At 64.6% G+C, this 23,355-nt stretch carries 22 protein-coding genes, 1 tRNA gene and 1 pseudogene; 10 read left to right on the forward strand and 14 right to left on the reverse strand.

Going from position 1 to position 23,355, the window contains the following annotated elements:
* Nucleotides 1–308 (reverse strand): annotated as a pseudogene (locus BMW72_RS19000) (hypothetical protein); the annotation flags it as partial.
* Nucleotides 309–488: 180 nt separating this feature from the next.
* Here BMW72_RS19000 and BMW72_RS10995 point away from each other — a divergent pair.
* Nucleotides 489–1,811, forward strand: a complete 1,323-nt coding sequence (locus tag BMW72_RS10995) for a glycosyltransferase 87 family protein (RefSeq protein WP_092110496.1) — start codon at nt 489–491, stop codon at nt 1,809–1,811.
* Nucleotides 1,808–2,401, forward strand: coding sequence for a histidine phosphatase family protein (locus BMW72_RS11000; RefSeq protein ID WP_092110498.1), 594 nt, complete (start codon nt 1,808–1,810; stop codon nt 2,399–2,401). The genes BMW72_RS10995 and BMW72_RS11000 overlap by 4 nt, the downstream gene beginning before the upstream one ends.
* A 14-nt stretch (nt 2,402–2,415) precedes the next feature.
* On the opposite strand, the gene BMW72_RS11005 is transcribed toward BMW72_RS11000, so the two are convergent.
* From BMW72_RS11005 to dnaK, 5 genes are all read right to left on the reverse strand, one after another.
* A complete protein-coding gene (locus BMW72_RS11005) occupies nt 2,416–3,540 on the reverse strand; it encodes a class I SAM-dependent methyltransferase (protein ID WP_241983776.1) in 1,125 nt (374 codons plus the stop codon).
* A 140-nt stretch (nt 3,541–3,680) separates the two neighbouring features.
* The gene (locus BMW72_RS11010; protein WP_092110502.1) at nt 3,681–4,094 is read right to left on the reverse strand and encodes a heat shock protein transcriptional repressor HspR; all 414 of its coding nucleotides are present in this window, start codon (nt 4,092–4,094) and stop codon (nt 3,681–3,683) included.
* A gap of 2 nt (nt 4,095–4,096) precedes the next feature.
* Nucleotides 4,097–5,098 (reverse strand): DnaJ C-terminal domain-containing protein, encoded by a 1,002-nt coding sequence (locus BMW72_RS11015; protein WP_092110504.1) that lies wholly within the window; start codon nt 5,096–5,098, stop codon nt 4,097–4,099.
* Nucleotides 5,091–5,708 (reverse strand): nucleotide exchange factor GrpE, encoded by a 618-nt coding sequence (locus BMW72_RS11020; RefSeq protein WP_092110506.1) that lies wholly within the window; start codon nt 5,706–5,708, stop codon nt 5,091–5,093. The genes BMW72_RS11015 and BMW72_RS11020 overlap by 8 nt, the downstream gene beginning before the upstream one ends.
* A 9-nt stretch (nt 5,709–5,717) precedes the next feature.
* On the reverse strand, nt 5,718–7,592 hold the full coding sequence (gene dnaK, locus BMW72_RS11025) for a molecular chaperone DnaK (RefSeq protein WP_092110508.1): 1,875 nt from the start codon (nt 7,590–7,592) through the stop codon (nt 5,718–5,720).
* A gap of 221 nt (nt 7,593–7,813) precedes the next feature.
* Between dnaK and BMW72_RS11030 the strand changes: the two genes are divergently transcribed.
* Together BMW72_RS11030 and BMW72_RS11035 are read left to right on the forward strand one after the other, a co-directional pair.
* Nucleotides 7,814–9,124: an MFS transporter gene (locus tag BMW72_RS11030; RefSeq protein ID WP_092110510.1), complete on the forward strand. Its 1,311-nt coding sequence runs from the start codon at nt 7,814–7,816 to the stop codon at nt 9,122–9,124.
* Between the two features lie 105 nt (nt 9,125–9,229).
* A complete protein-coding gene (locus BMW72_RS11035) occupies nt 9,230–10,030 on the forward strand; it encodes an isocitrate lyase/PEP mutase family protein (RefSeq protein ID WP_092110512.1) in 801 nt (266 codons plus the stop codon).
* Between the two features lie 33 nt (nt 10,031–10,063).
* Here BMW72_RS11035 and BMW72_RS11040 read toward each other — a convergent pair whose 3' ends face one another.
* Nucleotides 10,064–10,585 carry a hypothetical protein gene (locus BMW72_RS11040; RefSeq protein ID WP_092110513.1) on the reverse strand — a complete coding sequence of 174 codons (522 nt, stop codon included), beginning with the start codon at nt 10,583–10,585 and terminating at the stop codon, nt 10,064–10,066.
* A gap of 90 nt (nt 10,586–10,675) precedes the next feature.
* Nucleotides 10,676–11,257 (reverse strand): dCTP deaminase, encoded by a 582-nt coding sequence (dcd, locus tag BMW72_RS11045; protein WP_092110514.1) that lies wholly within the window; start codon nt 11,255–11,257, stop codon nt 10,676–10,678.
* A gap of 70 nt (nt 11,258–11,327) precedes the next feature.
* Between dcd and BMW72_RS11050 the strand changes: the two genes are divergently transcribed.
* Nucleotides 11,328–11,398, forward strand: a tRNA-Gly gene (locus tag BMW72_RS11050).
* A 326-nt stretch (nt 11,399–11,724) separates the two neighbouring features.
* Here the strand turns inward: BMW72_RS11050 and BMW72_RS11055 are convergent.
* The 4 genes from BMW72_RS11055 to BMW72_RS11070 all read right to left on the reverse strand — a co-directional run bounded on the left by BMW72_RS11055 (nt 11,725) and on the right by BMW72_RS11070 (nt 15,710).
* On the reverse strand, nt 11,725–11,922 hold the full coding sequence (locus tag BMW72_RS11055) for a hypothetical protein (protein WP_092110516.1): 198 nt from the start codon (nt 11,920–11,922) through the stop codon (nt 11,725–11,727).
* A 229-nt stretch (nt 11,923–12,151) separates the two neighbouring features.
* On the reverse strand, nt 12,152–12,925 hold the full coding sequence (locus BMW72_RS11060) for an ice-binding family protein (protein WP_092110518.1): 774 nt from the start codon (nt 12,923–12,925) through the stop codon (nt 12,152–12,154).
* An 877-nt stretch (nt 12,926–13,802) separates the two neighbouring features.
* Nucleotides 13,803–14,324: a DinB family protein gene (locus BMW72_RS11065; RefSeq protein ID WP_092110520.1), complete on the reverse strand. Its 522-nt coding sequence runs from the start codon at nt 14,322–14,324 to the stop codon at nt 13,803–13,805.
* A 120-nt stretch (nt 14,325–14,444) separates the two neighbouring features.
* Nucleotides 14,445–15,710: an alkaline phosphatase PhoX gene (locus BMW72_RS11070; protein WP_092110522.1), complete on the reverse strand. Its 1,266-nt coding sequence runs from the start codon at nt 15,708–15,710 to the stop codon at nt 14,445–14,447.
* Nucleotides 15,711–15,864: 154 nt separating this feature from the next.
* Here BMW72_RS11070 and BMW72_RS11075 point away from each other — a divergent pair, with 154 nt between their 5' ends.
* The 4 genes from BMW72_RS11075 (at nt 15,865) to BMW72_RS11090 (ending at nt 18,491) form a co-directional block, all read left to right on the forward strand.
* A complete protein-coding gene (locus tag BMW72_RS11075) occupies nt 15,865–16,761 on the forward strand; it encodes an NAD-dependent epimerase/dehydratase family protein (protein WP_092110524.1) in 897 nt (298 codons plus the stop codon).
* A gap of 241 nt (nt 16,762–17,002) precedes the next feature.
* Nucleotides 17,003–17,266 carry a GlsB/YeaQ/YmgE family stress response membrane protein gene (locus BMW72_RS11080; RefSeq protein ID WP_092110526.1) on the forward strand — a complete coding sequence of 88 codons (264 nt, stop codon included), beginning with the start codon at nt 17,003–17,005 and terminating at the stop codon, nt 17,264–17,266.
* A gap of 184 nt (nt 17,267–17,450) precedes the next feature.
* Nucleotides 17,451–17,861, forward strand: coding sequence for a DUF4383 domain-containing protein (locus tag BMW72_RS11085; protein ID WP_092110528.1), 411 nt, complete (start codon nt 17,451–17,453; stop codon nt 17,859–17,861).
* Between the two features lie 48 nt (nt 17,862–17,909).
* Nucleotides 17,910–18,491, forward strand: a complete 582-nt coding sequence (locus tag BMW72_RS11090) for a hypothetical protein (protein WP_092110530.1) — start codon at nt 17,910–17,912, stop codon at nt 18,489–18,491.
* Between the two features lie 37 nt (nt 18,492–18,528).
* Here the strand turns inward: BMW72_RS11090 and BMW72_RS11095 are convergent, their stop codons facing one another.
* Nucleotides 18,529–19,863, reverse strand: coding sequence for an ATP-dependent DNA helicase (locus tag BMW72_RS11095; RefSeq protein ID WP_092110532.1), 1,335 nt, complete (start codon nt 19,861–19,863; stop codon nt 18,529–18,531).
* A 249-nt stretch (nt 19,864–20,112) separates the two neighbouring features.
* Here BMW72_RS11095 and BMW72_RS11100 point away from each other — a divergent pair, with 249 nt between their 5' ends.
* The gene (locus BMW72_RS11100; RefSeq protein WP_134361120.1) at nt 20,113–21,195 is read left to right on the forward strand and encodes a hypothetical protein; all 1,083 of its coding nucleotides are present in this window, start codon (nt 20,113–20,115) and stop codon (nt 21,193–21,195) included.
* Between the two features lie 105 nt (nt 21,196–21,300).
* On the opposite strand, the gene BMW72_RS11105 is transcribed toward BMW72_RS11100, so the two are convergent.
* Entirely contained in the window at nt 21,301–23,289 is a 1,989-nt protein-coding gene (locus BMW72_RS11105; protein WP_092110536.1) for a bifunctional copper resistance protein CopD/cytochrome c oxidase assembly protein, read from the reverse strand.
* Nucleotides 23,290–23,355: the final 66 nt, after the last annotated feature.

Genomic DNA, 23,355 nt, shown 5'->3' on the forward strand with positions numbered 1-23,355 from the left:
GATTTACGGATCCCTTTGTCCCAGTCGACGGCAGTCCTGATATCGACATCGGCCAAAGCGGCCGCCTCACGGCGGGGAGTGCCAGCCGCGCGGAGCTCACGGAACATCTCACGCCCAGGGTGCGGTTTCGGCCCTCGAATCCCAACGCTGCGCGCCCAACGGTAGCCAGTGCCGCGGTTGATGCCCAGCTCAGCCGAGGCAGAAGTCACGTCACCAAGTCGCTCCAGCAGAGCCAGAAAAGACGCCTTGTCCGCGCACGGATTCTGTTCGTCGGTCGAGGGCTCATTGGTCGGGTTTAACGTGGTCATACAAACTCCCAAGAGTCTGGGTGTTGCAACGACCAGTAGAACCCAAGTCTATCCTGGGCCCGGTTTCGTAACCTGGACCCCGACGGCCCGGGCATAACCGCCTCCTCCGACACCGCACGTTAACCCGGCACCCCTAAGCTGCACGCAAAGACCCCACCTCGCACCTGCAGAAACGGTCCCATGTCCACAATCTTCGATCGGGTTGACGCCCGCCTGGCGACAGCGCTCACCCCGAGCCGCCGTCTCACCCTGCAACGCCCGCGCACCCTGGCGCTCGGCTTCCTCGTCCTGCACACGGTTTTCCTGCTCGCACTCCTCCCCACCATCCTCACCGGCCGCGTGCTTGGAGACCTTCCGCTCTACCGCACCTGGGCCGAGCTCGGCTTCAGCAACGGCGTCTGGCAGGGAATCGATACCGCCTGGGTCTACCCGATCGGCGCCATTCTCCCAATCGCCTTCGCGAGCGTCGCTGGTCCGCTGCTGTATCAACTGCTGTGGTTCCTGATGACGACCGTGCTCAACGCGGTTGCCGTCGGGGCGCTCACCGACTGGGGGCGCCGCCGCAGCGGGTTCAAGTCTGCCTGGTACTGGCTGCTCGCATCGTTCCTGCTCAGCCCGGTGGGCCTGCTGCGCCTCGAAGGGATAACGGCCCCCCTCGTCATCGTCGGCCTCGTGCTGCTCGCCCGGCGTCCGCTGGTAGCCGCGGTCCTGCTCACTCTCGCCACCTGGATCAAGGTCTGGCCGGCCGCGGTCATTCTCGCCGTGGTCACGGTGTCACCCCGACGACGCACGGTACTGCTCACCGGGGCCGCGCTGTCCGCCGGAGTGGCAGCATCCGTTTGGCTGCTGGGCGGACTGCGCTATCTCACCGGCTTCATCACGGAACAAACCGACCGTGCCCTGCAGCTCGAGGCGCCCATCACCACCCCGTGGGTATGGCTGGCCACCCTGGGTCGCCCCGACACGGTCATCTACGAGAACTATTCCATCGCCACGCGTGAGGTGTCGGGCCCGGGCACCGATCTGGTTGCCTCGCTGATGACGCCGGTCATGTTCGCGGCCATCGCGGCTATTTTTGTGCTGTTACTCATCGCCACACTGCGGCGAGCGGATGCCGCCCAGCTCGTTCTGCTTGGTTCCCTCGCCCTGGTCAGCGCGTTCGTCGTCTTCAACAAGGTCGGGTCACCGCAGTACATGCTGTGGCTGGTGCCGGTGGTCGCCGTCGGTGTCGGGCGCAGCTGGATGCTGTGGCGGGTTCCGGCCGTGCTCATGCTGGCCATAGCCGGCCTGACCACGCTGGTCTTCCCCATCTTCTACCTGCCGCTCATCGCCGGCGACCCGTTTTCGCTCCTGCTGCTCACCGTGCGCAACGTGCTCCTCGTCATGCTGTTGAGCTGGTCGGTCAGGGAAGTCGCTCGATTGGCCTGGGCTGCGCCGAAGCACGAGGTGGAATCCGCGGCACGCCGCCCACTCCCAGTCGGCCAAGGCAGAATAGACGGGTGACCACGACGACGACCTTCGCCCTCATCCGCCACGGCCAAACCGATTGGAATGCCGCCCTGCGCATCCAGGGTGCCACCGATATCCCGCTCAACGACGTGGGACGTGGCCAGGCAGCGGATGCCGTCGTTCCCCTCCAGCGCTACGGCTGGGATTTCATCGTTTCGTCGCCGCTGTCTCGGGCCGCCGAAACTGCTGACCTGATCGGCGAACAGCTCGGCCTCGACATCGCCCGGCGCATTCCGGGCCTGATCGAGCGCAACTACGGGCCGGCCGAGGGTCTCAGCGCCGGACCGGAGCTTGATGCCCTGCGATTTCCCGGTGGATTCCACGGCGCCGAGACCGAAGAGGCTGTCGCGGAGCGCGGGGTCGATGCGCTGCACCAGCTGGCCGAACGCCATCCCGGTGCGCGCATCATCGTCGTTGCCCACGGCACCCTCATACGGCTGAGCCTTGAGCACGCCCTCGACCAGCGCATTGGCAGCATCAGCAATGCCACGCTCAACCTCGTGCACCATCACCACGTGGCCGCCGACGACGCGACACAGTGGCAGCTCGACGTGTTGAACGGCGAGCAGCTCGTCGGTGCCTGACCCGCGCCAACGAGTCAGCGGCCGGTTGATACCGTCACGGTGAATTTGGTGTTGCGGCCGACCTGGCGGGTCGAGCCGACGATGCGGGTGAGCATCGGGCGGTAGCCGAGGTGGGTGTTCCACACCGTCCAGAGTTCGCCGCCGGGTGCGAGCACCCTCGCCGCGTCGATGAACAACTTCTCGGCCAGGCCGGCATGCACCGACGCTCCGATATGGAACGGCGGATTGAGCAGAATCAGGTCGGCCGAGTTGTCGGCCTGGCCGGACAGCCCGTCAGCGCGCACCACGGTGACGCGATCGGCGAGCGCGTTGGCGTCGACGGTCGCGCGAGCGGATGCGACGGCGACGGCCGACTGATCCGTAGCGAGCACCTGCAGCAGCGGACGCTGCGCGGCCAGTGCCGCGGCGAGCACACCGGTTCCACAGCCGAGGTCGATGGCGCGTTCGGCGTCGGGCTTCATGCGGTCGAGCACCTCGAGCAATGCCCGGGTACCGATATCGATACTGGTGCCGGCGAACACGCCGCCGTGGCCGCGCACGGTGAGGTCGAAGTCCTCGTGCCGCTCGCTGTGCGGCCAGTCTGTGATCGACGTGGCTAGCGGCGAGGAAGCGATCAGCACGCGGGATTTCTGGCGTGCCGGGCGCACGTTGAGGGCGCCGAAGTGGCGGCGCAACACCTCGTTCATGCTCACGGTCATGTGTTTGATGCGGCCACCAGCGAAGACGATGACGTCGGGCGAGGCGTACCTGGCGATGGCGCCGGCGATCTCGTCGAGGGCATCGAGGCTTTTCGGCAACTGCAGCAGCACGACGTGGGCGTCTTTCAGCAGTTCTTCGCCAAGGGGCAGCGAGCGGTAAGCATCCGTCAGGTTGACGCCGGAGGCGTTGCTGTCGAGCGCGTATTCTCCCGAGAGGGCGTCCTGGTAGACCCGGATGCCGCGGGCGTTATGCAGGGCGGCCGCGCCAAGGGTGAGGGCGCCGTAGCGGTCCTCGAGTACGACGACGCCGTCAAGGCGGTAGGCGGCGAGCGCGCCGGCCGCTTCGTCGAGAATGAGTCGGTCGCTCGCATCGACGGCAAAGAGGTTCTCCGCCTCGATGTCGGGACGACGACGCAGACGGTCGAAATCGAATTCGTTCACACGCTCATTCTCGTGCTTGCTGGTGTTCCGCGGCGCGGACTGGTCGTGCGTGCCCGATTCGGACATGGTTCCCCCTGAAAGTGGTGCCGGTGCAACCAGTTCGTGCTGTGAAACAGAAACGTGGAGCTTGTTACAAATGACTATGGTCTGGGCTGCCGCCAGATGACGATCTGGTTGCTGCGCCTGGTGCGGGTGCCCGCCTTCATCGAAATGACGTCACCGGCGGAGCCAGCCGCAAAAACGCGGCGGCCCGGACGGTTCAGCAGTTCGTCAGCGAGCGTCGATTCTAGTTCGCGCACGCGATTTTCGAGTCCGCGCACGTGATCCTCGAGTTCGAGGATACGACGGATGCCTTCCAGACTCACACCCTCCGAGCCCAGGAATGCGATTTCACGGAGCTTTGCCACGTCGAGCATGGAGTAGCGGCGGCTCTTGCCGGGGGTGCGTTCCGGGCTGACGAGGCCCAGGCGATCGTATTGGCGCAGGGTTTGCGGGTGCATTCCCGCAAGCTCGGCGGCCGTGGAAATCACGAAGACCCGGGTGGTCTCGTCCATGACTAACCCTTCGCCCGCGCGATCAGTTCATCGCGTGGGTTTTCCTTGGGCAGTGCTTCGGCGAACGCTGCGAGTTTCTCTTCCGCGTCCTTCGACAAGTGCGAGGGCACCGCGACCTGCACGATAGCGAGCAGGTCGCCCGTGCCTTTCGCGGTGGTTACTCCGCGACCCTTGACCCGCAGCACGCGGCCACCGGGAGTACCGGGGGCAACGCGCAACTTGACCGGTCTGCCTCCGAGGGTGGGCACCTCGATCGTCGCGCCGAGGCTGGCCTCGACGAAGGTGACCGGAACTGTCACGCGCAGGTTGAGGCCGTCGCGTTCGAACACCGGATGCTTGCGCACAGTGATCGTCAGCACAATATCGCCGGATTCTCCTCCGTCGGGGCTGGACTGACCCTTGCCGCGCAGGCGAATCTTCTGCCCGTCCGCGACTCCGGCCGGAATCTTCACCTTGATCGGTCGGCCGTCCTGGGTCTGCAGACTGATCTGGTCGCCCTGGGTGGCCGTGATGAAGTCGATGGTCGTCGACGCGATCACATCGCGGCCCCTGGTCGGCGCGCCCGATCCCCGGTAGCCGCCGGTGGGGTTACCGAAGCCGGCCCCACCACCGCCACCTCTGCCGAACATACCCCCGAGGATATCGTCGAAGCCACCCTGCTCGAAGGTGTAACTCTGCTGACGGCTTCCGCCGCCGAACATGCCTCCGAAAGCGTCCTCGAAGCCGCCGCTCTGAGCCCGGCCGCCGGGCGCAGCGAACCGCGCCCCGCTGCCCATGGCCCGGACGGCGTCATATTCCTTGCGCTGGGCGGCATCATTGAGCACCGAGTGCGCCTCGCTGAGTTCCTTGAACTTCGCCTCAGCGGCTGGGTTTCCCGGGTTGGAGTCCGGGTGGTACTTTCGGGCGAGTTTGCGGTACGCCTTCTTCAACTCGGCCGGCGTGACATCTTTCGATACCCCGAGAACCTTGTAGAAGTCTTTGTCGAACCAGTCCTGGCTAGCCATCGCTCGGTACCTGAACGACGACCTTGGCCGCGCGCAGCAGCGTGGAACCGAGGTAATACCCCGTCTCCGCGACATCGCCGACGGTTTCGGTGTCGACGGCCGCACTCGGCTGCTGGAAGATCGCCTCGTGCATGGTCGGGTCAAAGGGGTCGCCGACCGTGCCGAATGACGTCAGGCCCAGGCGCTCAACACTTGCCCGCAGCTTGGCCGCGATCGTGGCGAAAGCAGAGTCGGGTACGAGGTCGCCGTGCTTCTCAGCACGGTAGATGTCATCGAGTACCGGAATAAGCACCTTGACGATATCCCCGGTCACGCGCTCTTTTTCGATGGCGCGGTTGGCTTCGGTACGCCGACGGTAGTTGGCGTACTCGGCCGTCACACGCTTGAGGTCGGCGAGGTGTTCGCTCGTCGGCTCCGCCACTTCACGCTCTGCCGCGTCCAGAATGTCCTGAACGGTCAGTTCGTCTTCTTCGATCCCGTCGGCCGAAGCCGCGGCTTCTTCGTCACCAGCGGATGCGGCATCGGGCGCTGCTTCCGAGGGAACGCCCGCGCCGGTGCCGTCATCGGGCACCCCCGCAGCGTCCTTGCCTGGATGTTTCTTGTCAGCCATAGTTGCGGCCTACTTCTTCTTGTCGTCTTCGTCGTCGTCAACAACCTCGGCGTCGACAACGTCTTCGTCTTTGTTCTCTTCGGTGGAAGCCTCATTGGTTCCGGCCTCGTCGGCGCCCGCTGCGGCATCCGCTTGGCTGGACTTGTAGATGGCTTCGCCGAGCTTGCCCTGGCTTTCGTTGAGCTTGTCGAACGCGGTCTTCACCGCGTCGTCGTCGTCGCCAGCGAGAGCGGACTTGAGGGCGTCGACATCGGCCTGCACCTCATTCTTCACGTCTTCGGGCAGCTTGTCGACGTTGTCCTTGATGAGCTTCTCGATCGAGTAGGCGAGCTGCTCGGCCGTGTTGCGGGTCTCGGCGACTTCGCGCAGGCGCTTGTCCTCGGCGGCGTGCTCTTCACCCTCGCGCACCATGCGCTCGATGTCTTCCTTCGCGAGCGAGGAACCGCCCGTGATGGTCATCGACTGCTCGGTTCCGGTGCCCTTGTCCTTGGCGGAGACGTGCACGATGCCGTTGGCGTCGATGTCGAAGGTGACCTCGACCTGCGGAATTCCGCGCGGCGCCGGCGCGATGCCGGTGAGCTCAAAGGTTCCGAGGTTCTTGTTGTCGCGGGTGAACTCGCGCTCGCCCTGGAAAACCTGGATCGCAACGGACGGCTGATTGTCATCGGCCGTGGTGAAGGTTTCGCTGCGCTTGGTCGGTATGGCCGTGTTGCGCTCGATCAGGCGCGTCATGATGCCGCCCTTGGTCTCGATGCCGAGGCTCAACGGGGTGACGTCGATGAGCAGAACGTCCTTGCGCTCGCCCTTCAGTACGCCGGCCTGCAGGGCGGCGCCGACGGCAACAACCTCGTCAGGGTTGACGCCCTTGTTCGGGTCCTTGCCGCCGGTCTCGCTCTTGACGAGTTCGTACACGGCGGGCATGCGGGTGGAACCGCCGACGAGTACGACGTGGGCGATGTCGCCGACCTTCACGCCGGCCTCACGGATGACGTCCTGGAAGGGCTTCTTGGTGCGGTCAAGCAGGTCTTCGGTCATCTTCTCGAACTGGGCGCGGGTGAGCGTCTCGTCGAGGTTGGCCGGACCGTTTTCAGTCAGCGACAGGTAGGGCAGCTGGATGCTCGTCGACATACTGGAGGAGAGTTCCTTCTTGGCCTGCTCAGCAGCTTCCTTCAGGCGCTGCTTGGCGATCTTGTCCTTCGAGACGTCGACGCCGGTGGTCTCCTTGAAGCGCTTGATCAGGTGATCAACGATGCGCTGGTCCCAGTCGTCGCCGCCGAGGCGGTTGTCGCCGGCGGTCGAACGCACCTGGATTGTGGAAAAATCATCGTCCTTGCCCACCTCGAGCAGCGACACGTCGAAGGTTCCGCCTCCGAGGTCGAAGACCAGGATGAGCTCATCTTCCTTGCCCTTGTCGAGGCCGTAGGCGAGCGCGGCGGCGGTCGGCTCGTTGATGATGCGCAGCACGTTGAGGCCGGCGATCTCGCCGGCCTCCTTGGTGGCCTGACGCTCGGCGTCGTTGAAGTACGCCGGCACGGTCACGACGGCGTCGGTGACCTTCTCGCCCAGGTACTGCTCGGCGTCCCGCTTGAGCTTGGCGAGGATACGCGCCGAAATCTCCTGCGGGGTGTACTTCTTGTCGTCGATGCCGACGGTCCAGCCGGTGCCCATGTGGCGCTTCACGCTGGAAATGGTGCGGTCGACGTTGGTGACGTTCTGACGCTTGGCGGTTTCTCCGACGAGAACCTCGCCGTCCTTGGTGAACGCGACCACCGAGGGGGTGGTGCGCAAGCCTTCAGCGTTGGCGATGACGGTGGGTTCTCCACCTTCGAGCACGGCCACCACAGAGTTGGTGGTTCCGAGGTCAATACCTACTGCACGAGCCATGTGGGTTGTTCTCCTTCAATCATGTGCGAAACGAACTACAAAGTAATCTCAAGACTTGAGCCTCGATGACTCAAGTATTCCAGAACCGATTCGTCCGTGTCAATTTCTCGGGCTGAAAGTTGAGTGTGAGTGACTCAAGTTTCAACGCACCCACTGAGACACAAGCGGATGCCGCGGGCCGGCAAATCCGGATGTTTACCCCGGAGCAGTAGATTGTGCACATGACCGAGACTGTCGCCGTAGACGCGGGTGCCCCTCCAACGCGTGGCCGGGTGGTGGCCTGGGCGTTCTGGGACTGGGGCTCCGCTTCATTCAACGCTGTCGTCACCACGTTCGTGTTCAGCGTGTACCTCACCGGCTCCGCGTTCGGCGACGAAGCCGCCGTCTCGGCCCAACTGGGCTGGGCGCTGGCCATTGCCGGGCTCCTCGTAGCGGTTCTGGCCCCGATCACCGGGCAGCGCTCCGATACCTCGGGGAGGCGCAAATTCTGGCTCGGTGCCAACACGTTCGTGGTGGTCGGCCTCACCACCGCCATGTTCTTCATCGAAGCCAGCCCCAGCTATCTGGTGCTCGGGCTGGTTCTGCTCGCTGCGGGCAACGTCTTCTTCGAATTCGCCGGTGTCAACTACAACGCGATGCTCGGCCAGGTCTCGACTCCCCGCACCATCGGCAAGGTCAGCGGGTTCGGCTGGGGCATGGGCTACCTCGGCGGAATTGTGCTGCTGCTCATCGTCTACTTCGGCTTCATCGCCCCCGAAGTGGGATTGTTCGGTGTGACGAGCGAGAACGGCCTGGCCGTGCGCGTCACAATGCTCGTTGCCGCAGCCTGGTTCGGGCTCTTCGCGCTGCCCGTGCTTCTGCGGGTACCCGAGTATCGGGCGCCCGCAGCAGCACGCCGCGAGAAGGTCGGCTTTCTGCAGAGCTACGTCGTGCTCGCCCACGACGTCAAGCGTCTCTGGAGCACCAGCCGCCCGACCGTCTATTTTCTGTTCGCGAGTGCCATCTTTCGCGACGGCCTGGCCGGTGTCTTCACCTTCGGAGGTGTGCTCGCGGCATCCGTTTTCGGATTTTCGCCGAGCGAAGTGATCATATTCGCCATCGCCGCCAACGTCGTGGCCGGCATCGCCACCATGGCCGTGGGATCGCTCGACGACCGTCTCGGTGCCAAACCCGTGATCGTGACCGCACTCGTGGGCTTGCTGGTCAGCGGGATGCTCGTATTCCTGCTGCACGATGGCGGCCAGATCGTCTTCTGGACCGCCGGCCTGGCCCTCTGCCTGTTCGTCGGTCCGGCGCAATCCGCCAGCCGTACTTTTCTGGCGCGACTCATTCCGGTCGGGCGTGAGGGTGAAGTCTTCGGGCTCTACGCAACCACCGGTCGCGCTGTCAGCTTTCTCGCCCCCACGGCCTTCGCGATCTTCGTGTCGATCTTCGGCGCCGTCTACTGGGGCATTCTCGGCATCATGCTCGTACTGCTCCTCGGCCTGCTCCTGTTGATCCCCGTCACTGCACGTCAGCAGCAGATCCGCTAGAAGCGCCGCAGTGCCGGCTGGGCGCCAGCCAGCGGTTGCCTGAGCATCCCCTGAAATCAGATTTTCCTCTCGCTTAGGTGGCTCAGGCCAGTCAGACTGAAACGCATGACACTCACCCAGCTCCAGAAGGCCGAACTCCTGCTCTCGCTGCATGTGCCCGGCGAGCCCCTCATCGTGACCAACGTGTGGGATGCCATCACCGCCAAGGTCGTGGCCGATACCCCCGACGTCAAGGCCCTCGCCACCGCGAGCCACTCCATCTCGAACGTGCGCGGCCTGCAAGACGGCGAAGGGCTCTCCCTCGACGAGGCCATCATCGCCGCCACGATCATCGCCGGCGCCGTCGACCTTCCGGTCTCGGCCGACTTCGAGAAGGGCTACGCACCGGATGCCCTCGGCGTGACCCGCAACGTACGTCGCCTCATCGAGGAATCCGGAATCGTCGGCATCAACATCGAAGACTCCGTCGGCGCCGAGAAAACCCCGCAATTCGACATCGAGACGGCCGCCGCGCGCGTGGCTGCCGCCCGAGTTGGCGCCGACCAGAGCGGGATTCCGCTCGTCATCAACGCCCGCGTCGACACCCTCGCCGGCGGCGGCGCTTGGGACGAAGCCGTCGCCCGCGCCAACGCCTACCTCGGCGCCGGCGCCGACGTCATCTTCTTCCTCGGCCTCACAGACGAAAACAAAGTGGCCCGCGCCATCGAGCAGGTCAACGGCAAAATCTCGGTGATCGGTGCGCCCGGACTCGTTCCGCTGAAGCGGCTCGCCGAACTCGGCATCAGCCGAGTCAGCTTTGGACCGGGCACCCTCGCACTCACGCTCGCAGCCCTGCAGGCCGCAGCCGCGAACCTCACCGCCCTCGGCGACTACCCCACCGACCTCGGCTTCAAGTTCGCCCTGTAAGTCGCTCACACCGAGGCCATCAGCATCCGTTTCTCAGCGGATGCGGGTGGCCTCGGTGTGTTCAATGAGTTGCCAGGTTGTGCCCTCGTCGGCTGAGACCCAGCCCTCCCACTTGTAGCTGTCCGGAGTGATGGCCGTGAAGTTCCAGCGGATCGGGCGACCGTCGGTGCGCGTGCCCTCCTGCCGCACGCCGTGGCGGTACGGGGTCGCAATGAGTTGGCAGTATTCGCCGAGTACCGGCGCGAAGTAGCTGACCCGCCAGGCGCCGGCGAACGGGTCGTAGACGCGCACGGTGGTGGCGACGGTTTCAAATCCCGACGGATGCGTCGTGCTCGCGACGACCTCGATGTCTTGCACCGCCCGACCGTCGAGGATGAATTCGACCATCCAGACGAAATCGCGTTCGATCCATTCGCCCGTGGTCTCATCGAGCCGAGTGCCTTTCGCGGCCCAGGAGCCGACCATCTGGCCGAAGCGGTGCATGCGCCCCGGGTAGGCCGGCGTGGGACCGTGCGCGATGAGCGCCTCGTCGAATCGGGTGGGCATGGAGGTCATACCCAGATTTTACCCGACGGAAGGTTACCTTCGATGTACTGCGTTTGCTCGGCTTGCCGGCATCCGCTATACCCGGTGAAGGTGCGCGGGTCAGCGCTCGATCGTGGTGCGGTGAAAGTTCTGGAATGAGCGCGACGCCGTCGGGCCGCGCTGGCCCTGATAGCGGGAGCCGTACTCGCTCGAGCCGTACGGTTTCTCGGCCGGCGAGCTGAGCTGAAAGAAGCACAGCTGGCCAATCTTCATGCCGGGCCACAGCTTGATCGGCAGGGTCGCGACATTGCTGAGCTCGAGCGTGACGTGGCCGGAGAACCCGGGGTCGATGAAGCCGGCGGTCGAGTGGGTGAGCAGGCCGAGGCGACCGAGCGAACTCTTGCCCTCGAGCCGCGCCGCCACATTGTCGGGCAGGGTGACCTGCTCGTAGGTGGCACCGAGCACGAACTCGCCCGGGTGCAGAATGAACGGCTCGTCGGGCTTGGTCTCGATGAGGTGGGTCAGTTCGGGCTGGTCCTCGGCCGGATCGATGTAGGCGTACTTGTGGTTGTCGAACAGCCGAAACAGGCGGTCGAGGCGCACGTCAATGCTCGACGGCTGGATCATGGCGGGGTCGAGCGGCTCCAAACCGATTCGTCCAGCGTCGAGTTCAGCCTTGATATCACGATCGGAGAGCAGCACGATGCCAGCCTAGCCGTGAGGGCTTGATATGCTGGCACGGTTCCGGTTGTTGTTCAGTCACAGCGGGCGCGCGGATGTAGTTCAATGGTAGAACTTCAGCTTCCCAAGCTGATAGCGCGGGTTCGATTCCCGTCATCCGCTCCCTGCCGGCCCGGTCGCAGGTGTCAGTTCTCACGGTAATCAAGACTTTAATCATTCATACCGAGACTGCTTTTCGAATCCGCAATGGCTTCGGCGTACGTCCAGGGCCGCCTGTGGCCGGAAGGTGATCCCTGTGTCACGGGGAAGGCCTGGGCCAAAGCTTCGAAAGTACGCACGGCGATGCACGCTTGTCGTCGGCAACCACCGAACCGCCTGTCGCATTCGCTTCGGTAGATGGCAGCGTTTGCATCCTCAGTTGATCGACAAGCTCCCGGTCAAGTCAGATCGGCGGCCACGACGACGTTTCCCCATGCGCCCTGACAAAGCTATGCCGCGCTCGTATAGAGCGCACGGAAAACCGCATTCTGCAGCCACTTCGTGAGGTTTGCACTGTCCGCGTACTCCTCGAACAACTGAGTTTCGTCCCTAACGAGATCGAACATGACCTTGCCGAGGGCGTCGACCATCGCGACTTCTGCCCCGGGCAGATCACAATTCGAGAAGCCGGAGCACGTGACCGTCATCGACGCCCGGCAGTTTGCGGCGCTGGCTCCTGAATCTTCCCGATGTCCTCGAGCTGCCCGATCTCGAAGAACTGGTGGCCAACATCGACGACCCGGCAACGTGGGAAGCGCGGCCGACGAGCGCCCACGACGACGTCATGGCCCGGTTCAGGGCTCTCGACGCGAGCAAAGGGACCGGGGAGAACAACGGATGTCGTCTCCCCGGCCCGTATTGCGGCCTGCGAAGTAGTTACTTCGTCGGCTCGGTGACGGTGTTGCTCTGCAGGGTGACCGCGGTCTGCGCCAGCAGGCGGCCGTTGATCGATGCGCCGGTGTTCATCGCGATCATGGTCTTGCTCAGGATGGTGCCCTCGAAGTGGGCGGTGGTGCCGAGAGTCACGGCGCCGGCTGTCTGCCAGAACACGTTCTTGGCCTGAACGCCGCCCACGAGGGTTACGTTCTTGGCCGGCGCCTGGTCGATGTTGCCGGAGATCTGGAAGACGAAGACGTCGTTCGGACCACCGGAGAGTTTGACGTCGCTGGAGAGTGAAACGTCGGTGCTCCACGTGTAGAGGCCTGGTACGAGGGTGCGTCCGCCGATCTCGCCGGCACCGAGGTTGACAAAGTCGGGGTTCACGCGCCCGGCCGCATCCGTGTATGCGATGCCCATGTCGCCGATGGCGCTCGTGAGCAGCGTGGCATCCGTGACCTTGCACGGCGGGCCTGCGGCGTCAACCGAAAAGATCGTGCCGGTCACCTCCGGGCAGGTCAGCAAGATGGCGGCACCGCTGATCGGGCTCGCCCCGACGTTGCCGGTGACGGCGGATGAGGGGACATCCGTCACCCCGGTCTTGGACAGGATTGCGAAGGTGCCGGCAACGCCGAGGGCGACGGGCGCCTGGGGGAGCGGGCCCGCGGCGGCTGCTCCGCCGAAGCCGGCGCTGCCGACTCCGACCACTGCGACGGCCAGCAGGGCAGCCAGAAGTCGTTTGCGCGGGTTGGATCGATGCTGGAATTGGGTCATGGTGTCTTCCCTCTCAATGGACGCGCAGGATGTAGATCTGGGCAGGGCCGCGGTGGGCGCGGTCTCCGATGTTGCACATCGGGTATCTAAGCGTTGGCCAACTGCTCCCCTGGCCTAATCCACCCAAAAAAGAGAGCCCCCGGTCCCACGCTCAACAGGCGTCCACCACGCACACATGTGCACGCCCCACGGGACCGGTTCCAACGAATCGAATCTGTCTACCCCAACAGTAGGGGGTACCTTATTCGCCCAGCATCCAGCAAGGAGTCGTATTCTCCCAACGTTCATGTGGGCCAGACACGCCTCGTAGGTTGAGCCTGTCGATGCCCCTCCCGCCGCCGAAGGTCGAGCCCGGCTATACCTGCCGCATGGGCACCACGCTCGGCCTCACGCCCGCGCTCTGGCGCGACAGCTCCGACTGATCGAGGCTTTCAACGAGTCCATGCGCGAGCCGCTCGCCAAAACGGCTGGCGACATTGTCCCGGCGAGCGAAGCGGCCGAGTTCGCCGAGCTGCCTGTATTTTTCGAAGTCGTTTGCATAACAGCCCCTGAGTTTTCGGGCTTGTGCAGACGAATGTGAACCCATGACATGGCGATGGAGTGCCGGGCTCAAGCACTCCCGGTTCCGTCTCGGAGCAGTGTGGAGCGGCGGATTCGGGCGCTAAATCCGGTGGAGGTGGGCCGGCGCCGGGGAAGTCCGGATGCGGCGCGGTCGTTGCAGTCAGCCGGCGCCGTGCCGGCCAGACGCCCACCGGCCGGGGAATTGAAGTAAGTTCGTCGCTGGCCGGCGCGAGCTGTGCAGGCGAGTGTGAACATTTGTGCTTGTGCCGACGTCGGCATAGTTGTGCACACGACTTCGAAAAATGACAGGCGCCTCTTAGTCAGCGCCCACGTCGTGCCGATGGTGCACGATGTCGTGCAGAAAGTACGCGCCGAAAGTCGCCACGGTGAACGACGGCCCGTCGCTGCGGCGGGCGGTGCGCTGGCGGGCATCCGCTGGTACGGCGGCGAAACTCTCGGCCACGCTTGAAGCGGCTGCCACGAGCTCGCGTCCCACGGTCTGCGGATCCTGTAAGTCGTACCGCTCCGCGATCGCCGTGGCGTCCTGGTCCCAGTTCGCCAGCAACGGGTCGTCGTCGTCGAGGATGAGGCGCAGGCGCTCGTCGAACAGGCGACAGACATCACGCACGTGAGCCGCGTATTCGAGGGCTGACCAGGTGTGATCGTTCGGACGCACCGCAGCATCCGTTTGCGTCAGCACGCCCGGCCAGGTTGCGGCGTTCGCGCGGATCAGGCGCGGCAGGCTCTCGAAGTCCACCTCGTTCGCCCGAAATCCACAGGCGGGGCAGGGGCGTTCGAGCACCCAGGTCCAGTCAGACGTGTCAGGAATAATTGGCATGGCTTCATGGTAACAACCGCGATTTGGCGCGCAGTCGGCCGATGGCGCGGCCGTCGTAGACGAACGCGCCACCCGGGCGCCGAAGCGACTACCGGGCGGCGCGTCGAAGCCAGGTCGGGCTTAGCGTTTGCTGATCTTCCAGATGCCGTCAGCGAGCGCCTTGTCGGGGTGCTGCACGCTCAGGAAGAGCTCCTTCGGGTTCTTTCCAAAGTAGATGCCGGTCGTCTCGGCGCCCTGATCCGTCAGCGAAGCGAAGAGCTCAACGTTGATGGAGTTGCCGACCGTATTGGCGCGCGTGCTGGCCCGGTAGACATCGCTGAAGCTGTTGTCTTCGACGATCCACAGGGCGCCATCGGGGCCCTCCGCCAGGTTGTCGGGGTTGTTGAATCCCGTGATTCCGGCGGCCTGGTTCTCGACCGGCACGTTGACCCCAGCCTGCACGAAGGTGCTGAGCATGCTCTTTTTCAAATCGATGGCGATGACGCGGTCTTCCGAGGTGTTGGCCACGTAGAGCGTGTGGTCGATGATCTCGACGTCTTCGGGGCGACCGAATTCGGTCGCGACGACCGCGTTCGACGCGACGTCGGCATCCATTTCGACCTGGTTCTGATCGAGGGCCACCCAACTGAAGGCCCCGACCTTGTTCGCGAAGGTGCCCGCGTTCCAGAGCTGGTCGGCATTGGCCAGCCCGGTCAGCTTGAGCGCGTAGAGCTGGCCCGCCGCGAGGTTGCCCTTCTGGGTGGGTACGAACTTGTAGATCGAGCCACCGTTGAGCTCGTCGATGACGTAGACGTTGCCGTCTTTGTCTACGTCGATGCCTTCGTGGCGCAACACGCCGAGCGCGATTCGCTCTTCGATCTTGACGACCTTGGTGAGGTCCTTCTTATCGAAGAACAGCTCGTAGACCTTGCCGCCCGCCGTCTCTTCGGTGATCAGCAGGCTGCCCCACGGCGTCCAGCGGATGCCATCCAGCCGATTCCAGTCGGCCCGTTGGGCGATGACCGAGGTTGTCCCGGTCTTCAAATCGGTGACAGCCACAGCGCCGTTCGCGCCAACCTCGTAGGTGTTGTATAGGTAGCGTCCGGCTTCGCGGCCGGTCTCATTCTGAGTATTCATGTCGTGCAGGTCATCGACGCCGGGGTAAACGTCGAGCACGGTCTCGTCTTTCACCAGGGTCTGCGTGAAACCGGCCGGAACCAGGTACGGCACGGTCCAGTCGCTGCTGGCCTGGCCGTAGGCGGATGCGGCGAGGGGCTCGAAGGCGAACGGGCCCTGAGCGTGGTCGCCGGGACCCGCCGTAGGGCCGGCCGGATCTGCGTGGGCGGCACTGCCGAGGCTGAGCAGCAGGGAGACGAATACAGCGCCAGTTGCAATCTTCTTGATCATGTTAATCTTTCTGAGTCGACGGCTGAGAACTCCTCCAGAGTATTTGTCGTGGGTGAACAGTCAGCAACGCTCATCCCACGTTTTGGTGACCATCCCGGCGTGTCCATTTCGGCGCCGAAGCCAGCTAGCGTTGTCACCAAGCACAAGGAGAGTGATGACGGTACTCATTGCCGGATGCGGCGACCTCGGCACCGAGGTGGGGCTGCGATTCGCGCGCCTGGGGCACCCTGTGGTCGGGCTGCGCCGCAACGCGAGTGTGCTCCCGCCAGAGATCTGCGGCCAAGCCGTTGACCTCAGCGTGACGAAGCCCGTCATCCCGCTCGACACCGACTTCGTCGTCATCGCCATCTCCGCCGGCAGCCCCACCATCGACGCCTATCGCGCCGCATACCTCGACGGCCTGCGCAACCTGCTCGACGCCCTCGCCTCTCACGACGAGACCAGCGCCGCCGTCACACCCCGCCGCGTGCTGCTGGTGTCGTCCACGGCTGTCTATGACGTCAACGACGGCAGCCGGGTTGACGAGCAAACCCCTGCGAATCCCAGGCCGGGCACCGATTCCATCGTGCTTGAAGCCGAGCGGATGCTGCACCAGCGTCTCCCCGCCGCCACCGTGCTGCGCCTGGCCGGCGTCTACGGACCCGGCCGGGAACGCCTGATCCAGCAGGTGCGAGACGGCGCCCAGCTCTCCACCCAGTCACGCCACACCAACCGCATACACCGGGACGACGCAGCCGCCGCGATTGTTCACCTGCTGCTGCGCCCGGAACAGCCCGCACCGCTCTATCTGGGTGTCGACAATGCCCCGGTGCCGGCCAACGAGGTCCTGACCTTTCTCGCCGCCGAGCTCGGCCTGCCTGAGCCAACCCTCAAGCCTGAGGCGACGCCGCAGCCGACGCCGAGCAAGCCAGCATCGCGCGAAAGCCAGCGCGGCGGTGACAAACTCCTCAGCAACCAGCTCCTGCTGCGGACCGGATTCACCTTCAGCTACCCGAGCTATCGCGAGGGCTACCGGGCTCTACTGGCCGGAGTCGGAACCCGCCACCCCTAATCGTTCGACGAGGAGGACGGCCCGGCCAGGCTCGGTTCGGCGTTATTGGATCGATTGAATCGTTCCAGCGGACCGGCCGCAATCGCGGCGGCGGCCAGCATCCGCTATTCGAGATTTCAATCGAACTCCCCTCTGCGTGCCATTGACGATGAGCACGCAGACGGATAGGTTCACGCGAGCGGCAGTACGCCGTCATCCATCGCTGACGTCCTGACAGCACGAACAACGGAAAGGCAGTCTCATGAGTTTCCTCGGATTCCTCTTGCTCGGTCTCATCGCCGGCGCCATTGCAAAAGCAATCTTGCCCGGTCGCCAAGGCGGGGGATGGTTTATCACCCTGCTTCTGGGAGTCGTCGGCGCACTACTCGGCGGCTGGCTCGGCGGGCTCCTGTTCAACGTGAACCTGCAGGAGTTCTTCTCGGTGACCACCTGGATTCTCGCCATCGTCGGGGCGCTCATCGTGCTCCTCATCTACGGCGCGATCACGAACCGCCGCAAAGCCTGACCCACCAGCAGACAGCAGCGCGGCACCCAGACGGGTGCCGCGCTGATTTGTGTCCATTTTGGCAGACCTGTCGCCACCCGCTCGGGGAACATCAGGGCCACAATTAGTACCAATCCGAAGCAGATGGAGCTCCGAATACAAAGCAACCACGGGTTAGCCGTGAATCACCTAGGAGGCACCTGAAATGCGCACATCACCCAATCGCCTGATCGCCACCGTCTTCGGCGCGGTCTACGTTCTCGTCGGACTACTCGGCTTCGCCGTCACCGGCAGCGTCGGATTCATCGCCACAGAAGGCGGATTACTCCTCGGCATTTTCGAGGTTAACCCGCTGCACAACGTCGCGCACCTCTTGATCGGCGCAGCCCTGCTGATCGCCGGACTCTCCAACGCCATGGCTGCCAAAGCCACGAACACGACGATCGGTGCCGTGTATCTGCTGCTTGGCATCGTCGGTTTCTTCATCGCGAGCACCTCATTGAATATCCTGGCGCTCAACACCGCTGACCACTTTCTGCACCTCGCCAGCGCGATCGTGCTCCTCGGGGTCGGCCTGACCGCTGACAAGACAATTCGCAGCCACGCGACGGTCTAAGCAAACCCCCACTCCATCCCTTCGCAGCAGGTTTATCCCAGGAGCATCATGTCCCCGGTTCTTCGCATCTGGCTCGGCTTCGCCGCACTCGGCGCCGCCCTGATCCACCTGGCCGTTGGCGTGACCGCTCCGCTTCCCCTGTCGGTTCTCCTGGTCGGGTTCGGCATCGCTGAACTCGGCTGGGGAATCGCCACCCTCGCCGCGGGCCGCGTCATCGCGCCCCGCGTCGTCGTGGGCGCAGCCCTCATCCCGGTCTTCATCTGGGGATCGACCGCCGCCCTTGGCAGCGGTCTCGGCGTCACGAGCGCGCAGACCGGCCTGCCGTTGTATCCGATGGCCGTGTCGTCTCTGTTCAACATTTTTCTGGCCGCCACGGTGGCCATTGCACTGCGTCGCGCATCGCATGGGATCCCTACACCCGTCGGTGCCGCTGGGGCCGGTGAACTGCGTGCAGCAACACCCGGTGGCTGGCGTTTTCTCACCGGCCTCGTCGTTGGAGGCTTTCTGCTCTCGGCACTCACCACCCCGGCCCTCGCCGCCACCGAGGTCGGTTCCCACGCGGTACCCCACGGTTCGCACGGAGTGACGCAGGTCACCGAGCCTGACCCAGGCTCCCACGGGGCACACTAGAGTCCCTCGCGAAACACTCGGCCCCGGTCGATCTGCCTCACCCCGAAGGGTCGCGCCCCGACTCATCGAGCCCCGCCAGGTCGGCCACCGGTGGCACGACCTCGATATTCATGAACCGTTTGACGTTTTCATCAACGATGATGTCGCTCGGTCGCAGCGGCCGGGTCAGGTACAGCCCGTCCAGGCTGGTCAGCCGGCTCAGCGCCACATAGGTCTGGCCGGGGCTGAACACCCGAGCTCCGAGGTCGACAACGGCCCGCTCATAGGTGGCACCCTGCGACTTGTGAATGGTGACCGCCCAGGCCAGGCGCAACGGAAACTGGGTGAATTCCGCCACGACATCCCGGCTCAGCTTCTTGGTCGCAGCGTTGTAGGTGTACTTGTACTTCTCCCAGACGGTCGGCTCCACCTCGTGCACGTCACCGTCGATATCGACGAACACGGTGGAGGTGACCTTCGTCACCGTGCCGATGCTGCCGTTCACCCAGCGCGGCCCACCGTCGAGTGGTGAATCGTTGCGCAGGAACATCACCTGCGCGCCAACCTTGAGCTCGAGCACCTCGTCGGCCGGAAACTGTTTGCCGCCGAAATCCCCGGTGATGTCCGCCTTGGCGGTGAGCGATTTGCCCGACAGCTTCTTCAAAGCGGATGCGTTGATACGGTTGACAGCATCATTGCGCGTCGCGAGGGTGATCACGCCCTCACTGGGCGGTGTGCGCGCACCGGCGCCGTTGAGCGCACCGCCGATCTCGGGGGTGACCTGCCCGTGGCGTACGGCGTTGAGCATGAGCTTGAAGTCGTTGTCGCGCTGGCGGTGAATCTCAGTCAGCTCGAAGATGCGCAGTTCGGCGTCACGCCAGACCTTCGCATCGAAGAACCACATCGACCGGTAATGGTCGGCGAAATAGGCACGCTCGTCGGGGCCGCCTGGTACCGGAGCCAGCTGGTACGGGTCGCCGAACAGCACGATCTGCACGCCGCCGAACACGTCAAAGGGTCGCTGTCTGGCCTGCCGCAGGCTGCGGTCGATGGCGTCCATCAGGTCGGCGTTGACCATGGAGACCTCGTCGATGACGAGGGTGTCAATGGTGTTCAAAAGCTTGCGCACCTGGTCGTTCTGGTCGATCGGGCTGTCGGCGATCACACCGATCGGCAGTCGAAAGAGCGAGTGAATGGTCTGCCCACCCACGTTCAGTGCGGCCACGCCGGTGGGAGCGGCGATCACAATCTGCTTGCTGGTATTCCAGGACAGGTGGTTCAGCAGGGTGGACTTCCCCGTTCCGGCCCGGCCGGTGACGAAGACATTCTGTTTCGTACCCTCAATGGCCGCGAAGATCAGCGCCTGTTCACGGCTGAGCGGAATCTCGGACACGGCACACTTTCTCTGGCAGGCGAATACGGCACGCTGGTTGCGACACAGGTGAAATCGACACTGGTGTTATCGACACTGGTGTTATCGACACTGGTGTTATCGACACTGGTGTTATCGACACTGGTGTTATCGACACTGGTGTTATCGACACTGGTGTTATCGACATTGGGGACATCCCACTGTAACCGCCCCGAACCCGCGCGGGGGCTGGACCGGGCGCGGAAGCGGCACGCCCGGTACAATATGGACGTGACCATTCCGGCCGAGCAGCAGCGGGCGAGAGGGCGCCGCGGCAGTATGCTCCGGGCCGTTCTCGCCATCGTTGTGGTCGCTGCGCTGCTGGCAGCCGGCCTCGTGGCCACGATCGGAGCCCTTAATCGCACGGTGTACAGTGCCGGCGGCTTCGTGGAGCAGTACCTCGACGCCCTGGCCCGCGGCGATACCGTCGGTGCCCTCGCCCTCGGCGGCGTTATGCCCGACACAGCCGACCTCACGGCGTGGGGGCTGACCGACGAGGCGGCGGGCGACCTCCCGCAGACGCTGCTGCGGGCATCCGTTCTCGGCGGCCTCGACAATATTGAGCTCGCGAGCGCGACCGCCACCGCGGCCACCGACGACGAAACCGCCCAGACCGTAGTGTTCGACTTCGATTTGAACGGCACCGCGTCGAGCATGGTGTTCACCGTTGAGCGGGCCGGCACCTTCGCAGGCGTGTTCCATGCCTGGCGGTTCACCGTCAGCCCCCTCGCTGTGCTGCAGGTATCGGTGCTGCACGAGCGATCCTTCACGGTCAACGACCTCACTCTTGACACGCGCGCCCACAGCGCAGCGGATGCCCCCGCCACGTTCTCCACGTCTGCCGCCTATCTCGCCTTCGCCCCGAACCGCTACGAATTCAAGCATGAGTCGGCGATGCTCACCGCGAAGAAGGCCACGGTGCGCGTCACAGCGGCCGGCCCGACCGCTGTCGAGGTCGACGCGGTACCCAACGAGGCCATGGTGTCCCAGGTGCAGTCGGAACTGAACAAGTTCCTCGACGCATGCGCCACCCAGACGGTGCTGCAACCGACCAGCTGCCCGATGAGCTTTCCCATCGATGACCGCATTGACGGCGCACCGGCGTGGTCCATCACGGCGTATCCTCCCGTCACCCTGACCGCCGGCGAGTTGTCCTTCGAAATGGTGTCCACCGACGGGCTGGCCCATATTGTGGTCGAGGTGCAGTCCCTGTTCGACGGCGATATCAACATCCGCGACGAAGACGTGCCGTTCACGATGGGCCTCAGCGTTGTCGTGCAGCCCAGCGGCGCCCTCGCCATCCAACTGCACTAGCCGAGCCCGCCCGCCGCGCGACCCGCCTGTGAGGGGTTACAAATCGACCTATAACAGCCTCCGGAAGGTCGATTTACGCCCCCTCACCGGGGATGGAGGTCGCAGCTAGCCGGGGGTCTGCGCGTCGCGCTGGGCGATTCGGGCCAGATTGGCGTTGTACGCGATCAACTCGGCGTCCTCGTTACGGTCGGCCTTGCGATCGAGTCGCCTGGTGACCTTGGTATCGTCGCGGCTCCATTGGATCGCCACTACGACGGCCAGCACGAAGGTCGGCAATTCTCCGATTCCCCAGGCTACGCCGCCGCCCATCTGTTGGTCGGCGATGGCCGAGAGGCCCCAGGTACGGCCCATCGCCCCGTACCAGTCAGCCAGGAGCAGCCCGGTGCCGCTCATCAGGGCGAGACCGAAGAACGCGTGGAACGCCATGGTCACGAGCAGCAACAACAGGCGGAAGGCGTACGGCAACCGGAACGGCACCGGGTCGATACCGATCAGGGACTGGACGAACAGGTAGCCGGTGATCAAGAAGTGCACGATCATCCACTGGTGGCCAATGTGGTCGGTCGTCGCCCAGCTGAAGATCGACGTGTAGTAGAACACCCAGAGCGAGACGCCGAACAGGATGGCAGCGACGATCGGATTGGCCACGATGCCAGCGAAACGCGAGTGCACCGCGGTGAGGATCCATTCGCGCGCACCGCGGCTGCCGTCCTGCCGCTTGGCGATGGCGCGCGCGGCGAGCGTCACCGGGGCGCCGGGCACGAGCATCAGCGGTACGAGCATGGTCAGCATCATGTGCATGAGCATGTGGGTGGAGAAAAGGTACTTCTCGTACACGTTCACACCGCCGTTGGTGATGTAGAACAGGGTGAGCATGCCGAGAATCCAGAGCACGCTGCGGTATATCGGCCAGGCATCACCGCGATGCCGCAGCCGCCAGACGCCGGCGAGGTAGAAGAAGATGCCGAAGGCACAGAACAGGATCCAGGCGAGGTCGAAGTTCCACTCGGTGAAGTAGCGCGAAAAGGTCAGTTCGGGCGGCAGCAGCTCACCGGTGAGGATCTGCGCCGGGGTGCTCTGCGGAATCTCGGTCGCGACCACCTGGGCCACGGGTGTCGCCGTGCGGGCGAGCGCCGCAGCCACGCCGGAGGCAAGCCCCATGAAGCCGAGCTCGGTCACGACGAGCCACCAGAACCAGCGGCCGCGCGCGGGCTCGGCCCGCTGCATCCGCTTGATGAAGAACTGGCGCTGCAGTGCCCCGAAGGCGCCGAGGGCCACGAGCGCGATGACCTTGACCAGAACCAGAATGCCGTAGGGGCTGAACAGGTTCTCCCAGGTACCGATACGCAGCTCAGCGCTGACATAGCCGGACGCCGCCACGACGACGAAGGAGACCAGCGCGAGCGCGGAATACCGACCGATCACCTGGCGGATGCGTTCGCCGTCCAGCTGGGTGCGCAGCACGATGATGGTCAGCAGGCCGCCCAGCCAGATCGCCGCGAAGACGAGGTGCAGACCCAGGGCGGTGATCGCGGCGTTGTGCCCGGCAGCGCCCGCCGAGTGGCCCTGCTGGGCCATGGGCAGCAACGAGGTGAGGGCCAGCACGGTCACGAAGACCAGCGCAGTCTGGTTGCGCACGGCGAAACACAAGACGGTGACGCCGGCTGCGATCAGGGTCGTGGCGAGCCAGGCCTGCCCGAGTTCGATCTGGCTGAAGAACTGGCCGACCGTCGCGCTGAACTGGTCGCTGACGCCGAAGGGCACGTTGGTGACCTGCAGAAAGGTCAGAAACCCCGTCACAGCGGATGCGACGGCGAACACTGCCGCCGACGCCGCAGCGAAGTCCAGGGCGGTACCGAACTCGCGTTCCTTCGGGCTGAGCGCGAAGAGAGTGAGCACGAGGGCACCGATCGTGCCGGCCGCCGCGAGGTTGACCACGAGCTTGGCGATGGGGAGTCCCCAGCGCACCACCGGCCCGGGGTCGGCGAGCAGCTGGGCCGAGGCACCCCCGCCATAGGACAGGGCGACAAGGGTGGACAACACAGCGACCAGCAGCAGGGCTGCCGGTCCGAGAACGCGGACGAGACGGGGCACCAGCCCAGCTTATTCGCCCAGCCCTGGGCATCCGTCGCCAGCTGGCGACCGCACCCGCCAAATGGA

Origin of the sequence: Cryobacterium luteum, assembly GCF_900110125.1 — a bacterium.
GTDB lineage: Bacteria > Actinomycetota > Actinomycetes > Actinomycetales > Microbacteriaceae > Cryobacterium > Cryobacterium luteum.

Excerpts from the sequence above, each read along its gene's own strand:
- BMW72_RS10995 (WP_092110496.1), top strand. The coding sequence starts at position 489 with ATGTCCACAATCTTCGATCGGGTTGACGCCCGCCTGGCGACAGCGCTC.
- BMW72_RS11010 (WP_092110502.1), bottom strand. The coding sequence starts at position 4,094 with ATGGACGAGACCACCCGGGTCTTCGTGATTTCCACGGCCGCCGAGCTT.
- BMW72_RS11015 (WP_092110504.1), bottom strand. The coding sequence starts at position 5,098 with ATGGCTAGCCAGGACTGGTTCGACAAAGACTTCTACAAGGTTCTCGGG.
- BMW72_RS11020 (WP_092110506.1), bottom strand. The coding sequence starts at position 5,708 with ATGGCTGACAAGAAACATCCAGGCAAGGACGCTGCGGGGGTGCCCGAT.
- dnaK (WP_092110508.1), bottom strand. The coding sequence starts at position 7,592 with ATGGCTCGTGCAGTAGGTATTGACCTCGGAACCACCAACTCTGTGGTG.
- BMW72_RS11030 (WP_092110510.1), top strand. The coding sequence starts at position 7,814 with ATGACCGAGACTGTCGCCGTAGACGCGGGTGCCCCTCCAACGCGTGGC.
- BMW72_RS11035 (WP_092110512.1), top strand. The coding sequence starts at position 9,230 with ATGACACTCACCCAGCTCCAGAAGGCCGAACTCCTGCTCTCGCTGCAT.
- BMW72_RS11040 (WP_092110513.1), bottom strand. The coding sequence starts at position 10,585 with ATGACCTCCATGCCCACCCGATTCGACGAGGCGCTCATCGCGCACGGT.
- BMW72_RS11055 (WP_092110516.1), bottom strand. The coding sequence starts at position 11,922 with ATGACGGTCACGTGCTCCGGCTTCTCGAATTGTGATCTGCCCGGGGCA.
- BMW72_RS11060 (WP_092110518.1), bottom strand. The coding sequence starts at position 12,925 with ATGACCCAATTCCAGCATCGATCCAACCCGCGCAAACGACTTCTGGCT.
- BMW72_RS11065 (WP_092110520.1), bottom strand. The coding sequence starts at position 14,324 with ATGCCAATTATTCCTGACACGTCTGACTGGACCTGGGTGCTCGAACGC.
- BMW72_RS11070 (WP_092110522.1), bottom strand. The coding sequence starts at position 15,710 with ATGATCAAGAAGATTGCAACTGGCGCTGTATTCGTCTCCCTGCTGCTC.
- BMW72_RS11075 (WP_092110524.1), top strand. The coding sequence starts at position 15,865 with ATGACGGTACTCATTGCCGGATGCGGCGACCTCGGCACCGAGGTGGGG.
- BMW72_RS11080 (WP_092110526.1), top strand. The coding sequence starts at position 17,003 with ATGAGTTTCCTCGGATTCCTCTTGCTCGGTCTCATCGCCGGCGCCATT.
- BMW72_RS11085 (WP_092110528.1), top strand. The coding sequence starts at position 17,451 with ATGCGCACATCACCCAATCGCCTGATCGCCACCGTCTTCGGCGCGGTC.
- BMW72_RS11090 (WP_092110530.1), top strand. The coding sequence starts at position 17,910 with ATGTCCCCGGTTCTTCGCATCTGGCTCGGCTTCGCCGCACTCGGCGCC.